The organism is Microbulbifer harenosus (assembly GCF_005771435.1).
GTDB lineage: Bacteria > Pseudomonadota > Gammaproteobacteria > Pseudomonadales > Cellvibrionaceae > Microbulbifer > Microbulbifer harenosus.
In genome coordinates this window covers 325,280-338,958 of sequence record NZ_VANI01000004.1, presented here as the reverse complement: position 1 = coordinate 338,958, position 13,679 = coordinate 325,280, and the positions used below count along the sequence as shown (strand labels likewise).

Genomic DNA, 13,679 nt, shown 5'->3' with positions numbered 1-13,679 from the left:
GTACCTGTGGATAACTTTAGCGGTGATCTGACAATTCTTAACGTTCAAGCGCTGCCGTTGCGTAGCGCCTGCCCGGGAATGCGGTTATTATTTATCCAGATAGTAAGTACTCGCTCGCGGGGGATTTCATGAACAAGGCAGTCAAATTCCTACTGTTTGGAACAGGACTTGTCGCTCTATTGTCTTTTGCCTTTGCGGCACCAGCCGATGCGCATTCAGGCCATCGGGGACATTATCACGGGCACGGCTACGGCCATGGCCACCGCCACGGTTATTGGGGCCCGCGTTACCGCGGTCCGCGTATCGGCATTGGCTTTACCGTGCCCATACTGCCGGCGGGCTTTGTGAACCTGGCGGTAGGCGGCGTGCCCTACTACTACCACGGCGGTTATTACTACCGTCCGGCACCTTCCGGTTACGTGGTGGTGAATGCGCCGCTGGGTGCGGCGGTAGTGACCTTGCCGGCGAGCGCTGTGCAGGTACAGATCGGTGGATTCACCTATTACCAGTACGGCAGTGCCTATTACCAGTGGCAGCCACACATGGGCCGCTATGTTGTGGTGCCACAGCCGGCGACCGTAGTCGCGAGCGCCGCACCGGTGGCTGCAGCCCCCGTGGCGGGTGCGACTCAGCCGGCCTACGCGCCGGGACAGGTGGTCAATGAACTGCCGGTGGGTTACACCGCGGAAGTGATCAACGGTATCCAGTACTACCGCTACGGTGGCCACTACTTCATGCCCACCCAGCGCGACGGACACGAGGTGTACGTGGTGGTGCAGGTCTGAAGCCCTGGCGGGAAAAACACAACCACCTACACAGTGGCGTTTAAGGGGCCCTCGGTGACCAGTCCGTGATAGCGGGCAAAATCACCCAGGGCCTTGTTGTATCCGGCCAGTAATCCGGCCCCCGGTTTCTGCCGCCAGTGCAGCGCCTTGACCCGCAGCACGCCCGCCTCCCGGTCCGCCTTGAGGTCCGCCACCCCCGCAAAGCTGTCCCGGTACAGGATCGGTAGGCAGAAGTAACCGAACTTGCGCTTGGGACCCGGCACATAGCACTCCAGCTGATAGTCAAAATCGAACAGCCGCTTCAGGCGCTTGCGCTGCAGTACCAGCGGGTCGAAGGGCGACAGCAGCCGCACCTTGCGCGGTGCCGCTGGCGGGTCCATTTCCAGGTCCTCTGTCAGCATCCACTCCTTGCCAACGGGAGTCAGCTCGCCGCTCTTCAGCATTGCCGCGGTCGCGTCCAATACCAATTGTTTATCGTGTTTGCGCAGATAACTCATCTCCTCAGCGCGGCCGAGCCCCTGGGCGCGCAGGAAGCGGCGCACGAGATGCTGCCCGTACTCGGTTTCACTGGCTGCGGCGGTTGTCACGCTCGCAGGCAGCAGGCGCTCCGGCAGATCGAACACTTTCTGGAAGCCCTCGCGGTGGCTCACCATCAGCTCGCCTTCGTGGAACAGCTGCTCCAGCGCTTTTTTCTCCTCGCTCCAGCTCCACCAGCCGCCCTTGGCGCGCACAAAGTCGCTCGCCTTCAGCGGGCCCTCGGCGCGAATGCGGTCGAGTACGAAGCGGCACAGCTTCGCGTTTTTTTTGAACCAGTGATTCTGCCCCTTGCGGATGCGGTCCATGCGCACCCGCGCGAAACGGTAGTCTTCCACAGGCAGGTAGGCGGCGGCGTGGGACCAGTATTCGAAAATCTGCCGCTCACGTTCTGCCCGCTCCAGCGTGTCCAGCAACTTTGCCTCCCGCAGCCGCGGCAGGCGGATGTGCAGTTGATGCAGGTGGGCACGGGTGATCACCTGAATGGCGTCCAATTGCAGGGCGCCCAGGTGTGTGATCAGATCCGCCAGGCTGCCATCCCAGGGGTTGTGGATATGTTGGCGCGCAAGCACCAGTGCGCGGGCGCGCGCCACTGGCAGTGGTGACACTTTGGTATAGGCTTTCAACAGCGGTGCTTCCGTCAATGGAGTCGAAATAATAGTGGCACGGTCCACTATCTTCCTACCGACCATCAGGTTCAAGCACTGCCGGTCGCAAAATAATGGAAATTTCTTGGAGAAAACTATGCTCCGCAGGATGCCTTACTACATTCCCCTCACATTAACACTGCTCCTGCTCAGCGCAGCCAACGCCGCGGCCGAAGGGTTTCCCCAGGGGCGCTGGGTGGATCTCTCACACGATTTTGCCGACGACACCCTGTACTGGCCCACCGCGGACAAGTTCGCCAAGACCACGGTATTCGCGGGCGAGACCGACAAGGGTTACTACTACTCCGCCTACAATCTCGCGGCGGCGGAACACGGCGGCACCCATGTGGACGCACCGGTGCACTTCGGGCGCGATCGCCAGTCTGTGGACAAAATTCCATTGGAACAGCTGATCGGTCCCGGCGTCGTAGTCCGGGTGGCGGATCGCATTGGTCGGGACCGCAATTACCAGATTTCCATTGCCGACATCGAGCGCTGGGAAAAGCAGCACGGCGCAATCCAACGCGGCAGCATCGTGCTGTTCGACACCGGCAGTGCGCAATTCTGGCCGGACCCGGTGAAATACCTGGGCACCGCGGAGCGCGGTGAGGCAGCCGTGGCAAAATTGAACTTCCCCGGCCTGTCACCGGAGGCAGCGCAGTTTCTGGTGGAAAAGCGCGGGGTCAAGGCGGTGGGGCTGGATACACCGAGTATCGATTACGGCGCATCGCAAATGTTTGAAACCCACCGCGCCCTGTTCGAGCGCAACATCCCGGCGCTGGAAAATGTCGCCAATCTGGCGGAACTGCCGGAGAAGGGCTTCACACTGATCGCACTGCCGATGAAGATCCGCGGCGGCAGCGGCGGGCCTACGCGTGTCGTAGCTTTTCTGCCGGAAAAATAACGGTCTCAGCCGGCAGCCGCCGCGCCCGGCGCCGCAATATTTTCCTGGCGCCGCACCAGTTGCAGATACAACACCCGATAGGTCGCCGGCAGGCCGGCTGCGGTGCGCTGCTGTTCATAGGCTTCGGTGAGCCTGCGCAGCTTTTGCCGGCTCAACAATCCCTTGCCCGCAGCGCGATTGACATTGTGGGCGCCGATGCTTTTGAGTTCGCGCATCAGGGTTTTCACATCGTCGAAATGCAGCGCGCGCTGTTCCACATTTGCTGAGCATTCCAACAGATTGCCCTCGCAGGCCCTCCGCCAATCGTCCACGGAAAGGAAGCGGTTGACGTGTACATTGCGATCCACCGCAGCCCAGCTGCTTTCCAGCTCTGCCAGGGTGCCGGGCACCAGCGTGGAAATGAGTGCGTGGGCACCCGGCGCCATCACCCGGCGGATTTCCGCAAATAATTGCGGCAATCGGTAACACCACTGCAGCGCGAAGCTGGAGAACACCAGGTCAAACGAGTGGTCCGCCAGCGGCAACTGTTCCGCGTCCGCGGCCACATAGCCATTGCTGACCGGGCGGTGGAGGCGGGCGTACTGCAGCATTTCGGGCGCCAGGTCCAGCGCGATGATCTCCGCATCGGGAAAGCGTCTGCGCAGCAGTTCACTGCCGTAGCCGGTGCCGCTGCCGAGATCCAGAATCCGCGCGGGCGACCAGTGCTCACCGGCGCGGCCGAGCAAGTCGCGGCACACCGCGCGCTGCAGGTGGGCGGCGGCGTCGTAACTCGCGGCGGCGCGACCGAAGGCGCGGGCCACGGCGTTTTTTTCCAGCGGTGCGGGCTGCTCCAGCCCCGTGGCGAAGCGTTCGATCAGTGCAGCAAATTCTGCCGGGCGGCTCAAGTGCGGGCAGTGGCCCGCGCCGGGGATGATTTTTACGTGAGCGCCGAGGTTTTCAATCTTGCGCGCGGCCGCCACCGGTACCAGTGCATCATTTTCACCGAAAATATGCAGCGCCGGCACGCCGGGATCGGAGAGCAACATGCGATTGTCCAGCTCGCCCAGGCAGTCGAGTGCATCGCCCCAACTGCGGGGAATCGTCTCCGGTTGCCAGTCCTTGAGAATTTTCAACAGGCCGCGCATCTCCAAGTCGCCGCGGGCTTCAAGGCCACAGAAACGCTGCCAGTTTTTCGCAGGCGCGTCGCGCTGGGCGCGACAGAATTCCGCAAAGACTTCGGCATCCATCCCGGGCCAATCCCCCCGCGCAACAAAACTGCCGTTGGCAGCAATGGTAATTAGCGCGCGGACTTTTTTGCTCATTGCCGCGAGCTTCACCGCCAGCATGCCACCGAGCGACCACCCCAGCAGCAGACAGTCCGGCGGCAGCCGCGCGTCCAGTTCGGCGAGCAGCGCTTCCGAATCCGGCCAGGATTCCTGCGCGCGCGCACCGAAGCCCGGCAGTTCTATACTCACCACCTGCCCGGGAAAACTGTTCAATTCATCCAGCAGCGGCTGCCAGCAGCGGGAATCCCCGCCCCAGCCGTGGATCAGTGCGAGATTCATACCGGCACCGCCACAGACTGGAGCGCGGTTGCCAGCGCACTGAGCAGGCCGTCGATCTGCGCCTCGCTGTGGGCGGCGGACAGGGTGATGCGCAAACGCGCCGTGCCCGCGGGCACTGTGGGTGGGCGGATGGCACCGACGAGAAAACCCGACTGCTGCAGTTGTTCGCTGACTGCCAGCACGGTTTTCTCACAACCGAGCAGCAATGGCTGGATGGCGCTGGTGGAATTTTCCAGCGGCAGACTGTACGCGGCCGCGCGCTGGCGGAAATACCGGATGCGAGCGTTTAACGTCTCACGCAGCGGCAATTCCTGCATGAGCTCCAGCGCGTGCAAGTTTCCTGCCGCCACCGCCGGCGACATGCCGGTGGTGTAGATATAGGTGCGCGCGAACTGGGTGAGATAGTCGATCAGCGCACGGGAGCCGGCGACAAATGCACCGGCATTGCCGGCGGCCTTGCCGAGGGTCCCCATAATGATCGGCGCGGTATCCTGATCCAGCCCCGCGGCGGCGGCACTGCCTGCGCAGGGAAAATGGTTACTGCCCATCACGCCGAAACCGTGGGCCTCGTCCACCATCAGCCAGGCGTCGTACTGTTTGCACAGGCCGGCCATCTCGGCGAGCGGCGCGGTGTCGCCGTCCATGCTGTAGACACCGTCTACCGCCAGTAGAATTTTTCCGTCCCGTTTTTCGCGCGCGCGCTGCAACTGGATTTCCAGCGCCGCCACATCGTTGTGAGCAAAGCGCAGGTAATCGGCACCGGAAATGCGCCCGCCGTCGATCAGTGAGGCATGATTGAGTTTGTCCTGCACCACCACATCACCGCGCCCCACCAGCGCACTGATCACTCCGACATTGGCCATATAGCCGCTACCAAACAGCAGTGCGGCCTCGCGGCCGGTGACTTCGGCAATTTTATTTTGCAGTTGTTGATGGATTTCGAAATGGCCGTTGACCAGGTGCGAGGCGGTGGCACCGGCACCGAGTGCTGCACCGCGCTGTTGCGCGGCGATAACCTCGGGGTGGGTGGCGAGGCCGAGATAATCGTTGCTGCTGAAGGTAACCAGCTCGCGCCCGTCCACCACGGCCAGCGGCCCCGGGGCCGCAGTGAGAAGTTTATGGTAACGGTACAACTGCTGCGCCCGGCGTTCGGCCAGACGCGCTTCGAGAAAATCCTGCAGGCTGGTCACAACATCATTCACAACAGATCAATGTTTACGCCTTGGCGGCATCGTAAAAGAACTGGTCGTTCTGCTGTTCAGCGATCTGCGCCTGCAGTTCCGCCTCCACCGCGGACTCGTCGGCATGCTGCTGGTACTCCTCCGGCTTGATGCCGAGGCGCGCGAACAACTGCATGTCCTTGTTGGTTTCCGGGTTGGCGGTGGTGAGCAGTTTTTCCCCGTAAAAAATCGAGTTGGCGCCGGCGAGAAATGCCAGCGACTGCATCTCGTCGTTCATGGACTCGCGACCGGCAGACAGGCGCACGTGGGATTTCGGCATCATGATGCGGGCCACCGCGATGCAGCGAATAAATTCGAACGGGTCGAGGTCCTGGTTGTTTTCCAGCGGCGTGCCGGCCACTTTCACCAGCATATTGATCGGCACGGATTCCGGCTGCTCCGGGAGATTCGCCAGCTGCATCAGCAGGCCCGCGCGATCCTTTTCTTCCTCACCGAGGCCGATGATGCCGCCGGCGCAGACCTTCATACCCGCCGCGCGCACATTCGCCAAGGTATTAAGGCGGTCCTCGTAGGTGCGGGTGGTGATGATGTCACCGTAGTATTCCGGCGAGGTATCCAGATTGTGGTTGTAGTAGTCGAGGCCGGCGTCCGCCAGATCTTTTGCCTGCTCGTCGCTGAGCATGCCGAGGGTCATGCAGGTCTCGAGACCGAGCGCCTTCACTTCCTTCACCATCTGGGTGACATAGGGCATATCTTTGTTCTTCGGCGAGCGCCAGGCGGCGCCCATGCAAAAGCGGGTGGCACCGCTGGCCTTGGCCGCGCGCGCCTCTTCCACCACTTTTTCCACCTTCATCAGCTTCTCGCGCTCGAGGCCGGTATCGTAGCGGGCGCTTTGTGGGCAGTAGCTGCAGTCTTCCGGGCAGGCACCGGTCTTGATGGAGCAGAGGGTGCTCACCTGGACCCGGTTGGCGTCGAAATGCTGACGGTGCACTAGCTGCGCGGTGAACAGCAGGTCGTTGAACGGCAGTGCGAACAGGTCCAGCACCTGCTGGCGGGTCCAGTCGTGGCGGACCTGGCCGTACTGGGACGAAGCGGAAGACATTTGCGGGTTGGCGGTCACAGGGATTACTCTCCTCGGAGGCCGCGGGACCTGATGGTCACTACGCGGCCGGGGATCGGACTTTTCGGTCGGTAAAGGCCTGCCAGTGTAGCGGTGGCCTCTGCGCTGTCAACCGAGAGAACCCGGCGCGGTTTACAAGTCCGCAAGCTGGCAAAAGCCCCAAGCAATCAGGGAGGATTGCCCAGAGGTGATGAATGGAATGCTGAAACTATTGGACCAGTTGCTGGACCGCTGTCTGGCCCGCTGCCTTCTGTGCGGCACCGGCGAAGAGATCCGCGCGGGAATCTGCGCACCCTGCCAAGGCGACCTGCCCAGCATTCAGCATGCCTGCGCGCGCTGCGCGCTGCCGCTCAAAAACGCCTCTGACCGCGCCTGCCCGCGCTGCCTGCAACAGCCTCCACCCCAGAGCCGCAGTTACGTTTGCTGGAACTACGCCTACCCAGTGGCGCAGTTGGTGCAGCGCTTCAAATACCGGCGCGACTTCGCCGCCGGCCGCACCCTCGCGGAGCTGGCCGCGGAGCAGATCGGGCGGAAACTCCACAGCAGCGAGCGTCCGGACTTGCTCATTCCTGTGCCCCTGCACTGGCGCAAGCAACTCACCCGCGGCTACAACCAGGCCCAGCTGATTGCGGACATCCTAGGCAAACACTGGCAGATCCCGGTAGACGGCCGCGCCCTGCGCAAGGTGACTCACACCGGCAGCCAGCAGCAACTGCGCCGCAGCCAGCGATTAAAAAACCTCGCGCGCAGCTTTGCAGCTTCCCCCGCTGTGGAAGGAATGCATATCGGGCTGGTGGACGATGTGATCACCACCGGTGCCACGGTGGAAGCGGCCACTCAGTCACTCCTCCATTCCGGAGCTGTTCGCGTGAGCACCTACGCTCTGGCCAGAACCCCCTAGCACTCAGCCAATCTCCCCCAATGACCATTCGGTACTCGCGTACTCATTCGTAGACCAAGGTGACCCTCGGCGTCACAATAGTCGCCCTTTACGGCCGCTGTGCAAAAAATCACCGGCTGCTAACGTTATAAAAGAAGCTCGCCGCGCAGGCGTGAAGTACGGGATTTAGCATGATGAGCGAATACAAAATGCCCCGGGGCATCGTGATCAGCGGCACCGGCCTGTGGACGCCCCCGGATGTGATCAGCAATGAGGAGCTGGTACACGCACTCAACACCTTCGCGGAGAAGTACAACCGCGAGAATGCCGCCGCCATCGAGGCGGGCGAACTCGCCGCCAAGCCGTTTTCCTCCGCGGAATTCATCGAGAAGGCCTCCGGTATCAAGAGCCGCTATGTGATCAGCAAAGAGGGCATTCTCGACCCCGAGCGCATGCGCCCCTACCTGCCGGAACGCGCCGACGACGAGCTGTGCCTGCAGGCGGAAATGGGCCTGAACGCGGCCAGGCGCGCGCTGGAAAAGGCCAACAAGAAGCCGGAAGACATCGACGCGGTAATCGTCGGCGCCTCTTACCTGCAGCGCGCCTACCCCGCCATCGCCATTGAGATCCAGGGCGCTCTCGGCATCGACGGCTTTGCCTTCGATATGGAAGTGGCATGTTCCTCCGCCACCTTTGCGCTGCAACGCGCGGTGGACGCGATCAGCTCCGGTTCCGCCAAAGCGGTGCTGGTGATCAATCCGGAACTGGCGTCACCGCAGGTGGATTACACCGATCGCGACAGCCACTTTATTTTCGGCGATGTAGCAGTGGCCACGGTGGTGGAGCGCAAGGAGAGTTGCAGCGCGGACACCGCCTGGGAAATTCTCGGCACCAAGGCCAAGACCGTGTTCTCCAACAATATCCGCTCCAACGTCAGCTACACCTCGCGCGCGGCAGATGTGGATCCGTTCGGCGAGGGCAAGCTGTTTCGCCAGAACGGCCGCAAGGTATTCAAGGAAGTCTGCCCGATGGCGGCGGCGCATTTGGAAAACCAGGTGCAGGAGTTAGGCTTCGAGCCCAATGCCATCGACCGCTGGTGGCTGCACCAGGCCAACATCAACATGAATCATCTGATTGCGAAAAAGCTGATGGGCGATGACACCACCCCCGAGCGCGCACCCGTCGTACTGGACCGCTTCGCCAACACCGGCTGCGCCGGTTCGGTGATCGCGTTCAACCTGCACAGCGACGATCTGGAGGTCGGCAGCAGGGGGGTGATCTGCTCCTTCGGTGCGGGCTATTCCATCGGCAGCCTGGCGCTAGAGAAAGTCGCGGTGTGAGCGGCGTGAAAAAACGACTGGCCATAATCGCGTTGGGCGCTGCGCTGGCACCGGCTGCCCAGGCGCAAAGTTGCCTCGAGCCCGACCAGTTACTGGCACTCGATACCCGCTACGAAACTGCCCTGCAAATCGGAGATGTCACGCTGCTGGACGAGCTTCTCGCGCCGGAATTCGTGTGGGTGCACAATCTGGCCAGCATGAAGGAAAACAAGGCGCAATTGCTGGCGCGGCTGGGCAAAGGCCCTGGGCCCATGAAGCAGCGACGCTCCCACGATATTTCCCGCCACCGTCTCGGCAACACCGCGGTGCTGCAGGGCCTGAGCAGCGTGGAAAAATGGAATCCCGGTGGCGAAAGCTTCCGCACCCTGCGCTACCAGTTCATGCGCACCTATGTGGAAATGAACGGGGTGTGCCGGCTACTCGCGGTGCAGACCCAGAAGGTCTGGTCGAGCGAAGGCCTGTAAATTCGCATCATGTGTGGTGCCGCGGTATAGCGGGCATCACCACCCACTCGGGTTCCTCGTACGCGCCCAGGCTGCGGATTTCCACAAACGGCGCGGCACTTTTGATGATGGCGTCGATCTGCGGATCGTGTACCGCCTCCATGGCGTCGCGCTGTTCCTTACTGGCCCAGTGGGCAATGGCGATCAGCCTGTCCGGTTCGCCGATCTTGCGGTGCAACTCGGTGTCGAGGGCGCCGGGGGCCTGCTGGATCAGTTCGGAGGCGCGCACCCAGGCGTCGGCGTATTCTTCGGCGGTGTGGCCCTCGCGGATTTTCACTTCGAAGATATATTTCATAGTGCATTCCGGCTATTGGTTCGCCTGCAAGGCAGGCTCCTACATGTGATGTTGGGGGTTTGGTGGTATCGGGTAACCGCGTTAGCATAGCGCCCCAATTTGTATGAGCCTCGCGAGGCTCACCGGAGCGCTTCCATGACCGACATGACCAATATGTCACACCCCTATGACGCGCTCACCCCGGACCGGGTGATCGACTGCGTGGAGAGCGTGGGACTGCTCTCGGACGCGCGCATCTTCCCTCTCAACAGCTACGAAAACCGCGTCTACCAGGTGGGTATCGACGAGGCGCAGCCGCTGATCGCCAAGTTCTACCGCCCGGGGCGCTGGAGCGACGAGCAGATCCTCGAGGAACACCGCTTCGCGCTGGAGCTGGCCGACGCGGAAATCCCGGTGGTAGCGCCGCTCGCGTACCACGGCCACACCCTGCACGAGGCCCACGGCTTCCGCTTTGCGCTGTTTCCGCGCCGCGGCGGCCACCAGCTGGAACTGGACAACTTCGACCACCTGGAACAGGTGGGCACCATGCTCGGGCGCATCCACGCTATCGGCGCGGCCAAACCCTTTGAGTTCCGCCCCACGCTGACCCTGCAGCATTTCGCCATCGACAGCCGCGAATTCATTCTCGGCGGGGATTTCCTGCCGCGGGAGAACCGCGAAGCCTACGCGACCACCTCCGCGCACATCATCGAGCGCATCGCGCCGCTGTTTGAGCGCGAGTGGACCACGCTGCGCCTGCACGGCGACTGCCACAGCGGCAACTTCCTGTGGCGCGACGAGACTCCCTGGTTTGTGGATCTCGACGACTGCCTGCAGGGACCGGCGATCCAGGATATCTGGATGCTGATTTCCGGCAATCGCGCGGAGCAGACCGCTTATCTCGACGCGGTGGTAGAGGGATATGAGACCTTCTATCCTTTCGATCCGCAGCAGCTGCAGCTGATCGAGCCACTGCGTTGTCTGCGCCAGATGCACCACGCCGCGTGGCTCGCGCGGCGCTGGCAGGACCCGGCGTTCCCGCGGGCCTTCCCCTGGTTCAACACGCCACGCTATTGGGCGGAGCACATTCTCGCACTGCGCGAACAGCTGTCGGCGCTGCAGGAGCCGCCACTCACGCTGGGCTCGGTGTAATCGCATAAGGAGCAGTTCATCATGGAAAGTCTCAAACCTGTCGCGGCACAGGATCAGCTGTGGCAACAGATTCGCCGGGATGTCGCGGTGCAGGTGGAGCGGGAGCCGATTCTCGCAAGCTTCCTGCACGCCACCATCCTCAACCACTCGACGTTGGAATCGGCGCTCAGCTTCCACCTCGCCAACAAACTCGACAGCGCGGTGGCTCCAGCACTGCTGGTGCGCGAGGTGATTGACGAGGCGCTGGAGGCGGATCCGGGCATCGGCCTGGCGGCGCGCGCGGATCTCGCCGCGATTGAGGCGCGCGACAGCGCCTGCCACTCGCTGTACGAACCCTTCCTGTTTTTCAAAGGCTTCCACGCACTGCAGGCGTGGCGTGTGGCGCACTGGCTGTGGCAACAGCAGCGCCGCTCGCTGTCGCTGTTTGTGCAACACCGCATCTCGGTGGTGTTCGGGGTGGATATCCACCCGGCGGCACAACTGGGGCAGGGCATCCTGCTGGATCACGCCACCGGCATCGTCATCGGCGAGACCGCGGTGGTGGAAGACAACGTCTCCATCATGCAGTCGGTTACCCTCGGTGGCACCGGTAAGGAATCCGGCGACCGCCACCCGAAAGTGCGCTGCGGCGTACTGATCGGCGCCGGCAGCAAAATTCTCGGGAATATCGAAATCGGCCGCTGCTCGCAGATTGCCTCCGGCAGCGTGGTGCTGAAGGCCGTGCCTGAGAAATCGCTGGTGGCCGGAGTGCCGGCGAAAGTGATCGGCACCGCTAGCTGCGAGCAGCCGGCGCTGTCCATGGACCAATGCGCGCTGTCGCAGGTGGATCAATTGCGCTGATTCTGCTGTCACAGGATGCGAACAAAAGAAACGCCGGGCAACGGCAGGACTATCCTGTAACCATGAAATACAGTCTCAGCGCCAAGAATCTCGTGTGCCGCAACCTGGAAAACAAAGCCGGGTACTGCGCCGACCTGCTCAACCCTAAACAGAGCAAGGAAATTACCGGCCTGCTGCGCACCGACAGCGGCCTGCTCTCCACCCGCTTCAATCAGGTGGTCAGCAACACCGTGATGCAGCCACGTATCCTGCAGCGCTTTGTTGTGGATTACTTCGCCGAGCGCCACAGCCCCTTTGCCCTGTGGCACTGCGCCAGCAAACCACTGGATGACGCAGCGCTGGCGGAGCTAGGCCTGATCCGCCAGGCCCCGATGATCGCGATGGCGGCGGAAGTGAAGCAACTGGCCACCGATGAAAAAATGCCGGAAGGGCTGGAGATCAAGGCGGTGCACAGCGCCGACGAATTGCTGGTCTATGGCGACCTGGTGGCCGAAATGCAGAACTGCCCGCGCGAGACCGCCCAGATCAAGAAATTCTACCGCCAGCTCGCCGAACTGCCGGAACACAAGCACAGCCGGCTCAAGTATTTCCTCGGCGAATTCCAGGGCACCCCCGCCGCTACCGGCTGTCTCTTCTCTTCCGCCGACGCACTCGGCTTCTACGACCTCGGCACCCTGCCCGCCTACCGCGGGCGCGGCATCGGCACCACAATGGTGCAACACCTGGTCAACGAAGTACTGCACAGCCACCACAAGCACGCCGTGGCGCTGGTGGGGGAAGAACAGCAGGATATCTGGCTGAATGCCGGTTTCTACGCCGTCGGCGAAGTGGCCCGCTACGATTTCATCCCCGAGCGCGGCAGCGCCCATATCCCCAACGGCGAAACGGACGACGACGACCGCCAGAGCGCCTGAACTGAGCCTCTTTGCTGCCTAAATCAGGCGCGGTCGATGGGAAATGCAATTACCTCGTCGATACGCCTTGCCCCGCACGCCAACATCAGCAGGCGGTCAAACCCCAACGCCACCCCGGCGCAATTCGGCAGTCCCGCTTCCAGCGCCTGCACCAGCCGCTCCTCAAACGGATACACCGGCTTGCCCTGCGCCTCGCGGAAGCGGTGATCCGCCTCGAAGCGCCGCTGCTGCTCCGGCGCGTCCGTCAGCTCCCAGTACCCGTTCGCCAGCTCCATGCCCTTCACATACGCCTCAAACCGCCGCGCCACCGGCACCCCCAGCTCATCCACCTCCACCCGCGCCAGCGCCGCCTGGGTCGCCGGAAAGTCATACACCAGCGTGATCCTATCGCCCCCATCTCCATCCATTCGGGGCTCGATATGGTGGCTCATCAGCAGATCCAGACACTCATCCCGCCCCGCCGGCTCAAACGACAACTCCAACACCCGCGCCACCGCATCCTTCAGCTCCGCAAACGACGCCCGGTGCGGATCCAGCCCCACATGCTGCAAAAACAGCGCGCGGTAACTATAGGAACGTACCTGCGGAATCCTCAGCACCCACGACAGCAACTCCCCCACCTCAATCATCAGGCGGTGATCATCCCAACCCACCCGGTACCACTCCAGCATCGAAAACTCAGGATTGTGCCGCCCCCCCGCCTCGCCATTGCGAAACGCCTTGCCGAGGTAGTAACAATCCCCAATCCCCGCGGCCACCAAACGCTTCAGCCCAAACTCCGGGCTCGTCGCCATATACGCGGGCTCGCCACTGCAATTCGCGGTAATCGAATCGATATGCGGATCGCTGGTGGCGCGGCGGGACAGGATGGGCACATCCATTTCCAGTACCTGGCGCTCGCTGAAAAAACGGCGGATATCTGCGAGCAGAGCCGCGCGGCGACGGAGGTTTTCAAGCGGGGCAGTGGGCTGCCAAACAGAAAAGTCAGACATGCAAAAAAATCCAAGAAAATTGGATGAGGCTTCAGTTTAGATACGCCGACAGGCACAGGAATAAGAATC

The 13,679-nt window shown here is 62.3% G+C and carries 14 protein-coding genes; 8 read left to right on the top strand and 6 right to left on the bottom strand.

Annotated elements, in window-relative coordinates; all coding sequences use genetic code 11:
- Positions 1–128 precede the first annotated feature (128 nt).
- The gene (locus FDY93_RS03720; RefSeq protein WP_138234391.1) at positions 129–785 is read left to right on the top strand and encodes a DUF6515 family protein; all 657 of its coding nucleotides are present in this window, start codon (positions 129–131) and stop codon (positions 783–785) included.
- 26 nt (positions 786–811) lie between these two features.
- Here the strand turns inward: FDY93_RS03720 and FDY93_RS03715 are convergent, their stop codons facing one another.
- Positions 812–1,993 carry a winged helix-turn-helix domain-containing protein gene (locus tag FDY93_RS03715; protein WP_246068445.1) on the bottom strand — a complete coding sequence of 394 codons (1,182 nt, stop codon included), beginning with the start codon at positions 1,991–1,993 and terminating at the stop codon, positions 812–814.
- A 70-nt stretch (positions 1,994–2,063) separates the two neighbouring features.
- Between FDY93_RS03715 and FDY93_RS03710 the strand changes: the two genes are divergently transcribed.
- The gene (locus tag FDY93_RS03710; RefSeq protein WP_246068444.1) at positions 2,064–2,870 is read left to right on the top strand and encodes a cyclase family protein; all 807 of its coding nucleotides are present in this window, start codon (positions 2,064–2,066) and stop codon (positions 2,868–2,870) included.
- A gap of 5 nt (positions 2,871–2,875) precedes the next feature.
- Here the strand turns inward: FDY93_RS03710 and bioC are convergent, their stop codons facing one another.
- The 3 genes from bioC to bioB are packed head-to-tail and all read right to left on the bottom strand — an operon-like array spanning position 2,876 to position 6,697.
- Positions 2,876–4,414: a malonyl-ACP O-methyltransferase BioC gene (gene bioC / locus FDY93_RS03705; protein WP_138234390.1), complete on the bottom strand. Its 1,539-nt coding sequence runs from the start codon at positions 4,412–4,414 to the stop codon at positions 2,876–2,878.
- Positions 4,411–5,616 carry an 8-amino-7-oxononanoate synthase gene (gene bioF / locus FDY93_RS03700; protein ID WP_342776597.1) on the bottom strand — a complete coding sequence of 402 codons (1,206 nt, stop codon included), beginning with the start codon at positions 5,614–5,616 and terminating at the stop codon, positions 4,411–4,413. Before bioF ends, bioC begins: the two co-directional genes overlap by 4 nt.
- Before the next feature lie 13 nt (positions 5,617–5,629).
- A complete protein-coding gene (gene bioB / locus FDY93_RS03695) occupies positions 5,630–6,697 on the bottom strand; it encodes a biotin synthase BioB (protein ID WP_138234569.1) in 1,068 nt (355 codons plus the stop codon).
- Positions 6,698–6,914: 217 nt separating this feature from the next.
- On the opposite strand from bioB, the gene FDY93_RS03690 reads away from it, so the two are divergent.
- The 3 genes from FDY93_RS03690 (at position 6,915) to FDY93_RS03680 (ending at position 9,399) form a co-directional block, all read left to right on the top strand.
- A complete protein-coding gene (locus tag FDY93_RS03690; protein WP_138234389.1) occupies positions 6,915–7,616 on the top strand; it encodes a ComFC family protein in 702 nt (233 codons plus the stop codon).
- Positions 7,617–7,789: 173 nt separating this feature from the next.
- A complete protein-coding gene (locus FDY93_RS03685; RefSeq protein ID WP_220446086.1) occupies positions 7,790–8,935 on the top strand; it encodes a beta-ketoacyl-ACP synthase III in 1,146 nt (381 codons plus the stop codon).
- Positions 8,936–8,940: 5 nt separating this feature from the next.
- A complete protein-coding gene (locus FDY93_RS03680) occupies positions 8,941–9,399 on the top strand; it encodes a nuclear transport factor 2 family protein (RefSeq protein ID WP_138234388.1) in 459 nt (152 codons plus the stop codon).
- Positions 9,400–9,406: 7 nt separating this feature from the next.
- On the opposite strand, the gene FDY93_RS03675 is transcribed toward FDY93_RS03680, so the two are convergent.
- Positions 9,407–9,733 carry an antibiotic biosynthesis monooxygenase family protein gene (locus tag FDY93_RS03675; protein WP_138234387.1) on the bottom strand — a complete coding sequence of 109 codons (327 nt, stop codon included), beginning with the start codon at positions 9,731–9,733 and terminating at the stop codon, positions 9,407–9,409.
- A gap of 144 nt (positions 9,734–9,877) precedes the next feature.
- On the opposite strand from FDY93_RS03675, the gene FDY93_RS03670 reads away from it, so the two are divergent.
- The 3 genes from FDY93_RS03670 to FDY93_RS03660 all read left to right on the top strand — a co-directional run bounded on the left by FDY93_RS03670 (position 9,878) and on the right by FDY93_RS03660 (position 12,618).
- The gene (locus tag FDY93_RS03670; protein ID WP_220446095.1) at positions 9,878–10,864 is read left to right on the top strand and encodes a serine/threonine protein kinase; all 987 of its coding nucleotides are present in this window, start codon (positions 9,878–9,880) and stop codon (positions 10,862–10,864) included.
- Between the two features lie 21 nt (positions 10,865–10,885).
- Positions 10,886–11,704 carry a serine O-acetyltransferase gene (gene cysE / locus FDY93_RS03665; RefSeq protein ID WP_138234386.1) on the top strand — a complete coding sequence of 273 codons (819 nt, stop codon included), beginning with the start codon at positions 10,886–10,888 and terminating at the stop codon, positions 11,702–11,704.
- 62 nt (positions 11,705–11,766) lie between these two features.
- Positions 11,767–12,618: a GNAT family N-acetyltransferase gene (locus FDY93_RS03660; RefSeq protein WP_138234385.1), complete on the top strand. Its 852-nt coding sequence runs from the start codon at positions 11,767–11,769 to the stop codon at positions 12,616–12,618.
- 23 nt (positions 12,619–12,641) lie between these two features.
- Here the strand turns inward: FDY93_RS03660 and epmA are convergent, their stop codons facing one another.
- Positions 12,642–13,610: an EF-P lysine aminoacylase EpmA gene (gene epmA / locus FDY93_RS03655; protein WP_138234384.1), complete on the bottom strand. Its 969-nt coding sequence runs from the start codon at positions 13,608–13,610 to the stop codon at positions 12,642–12,644.
- Positions 13,611–13,679: the final 69 nt, after the last annotated feature.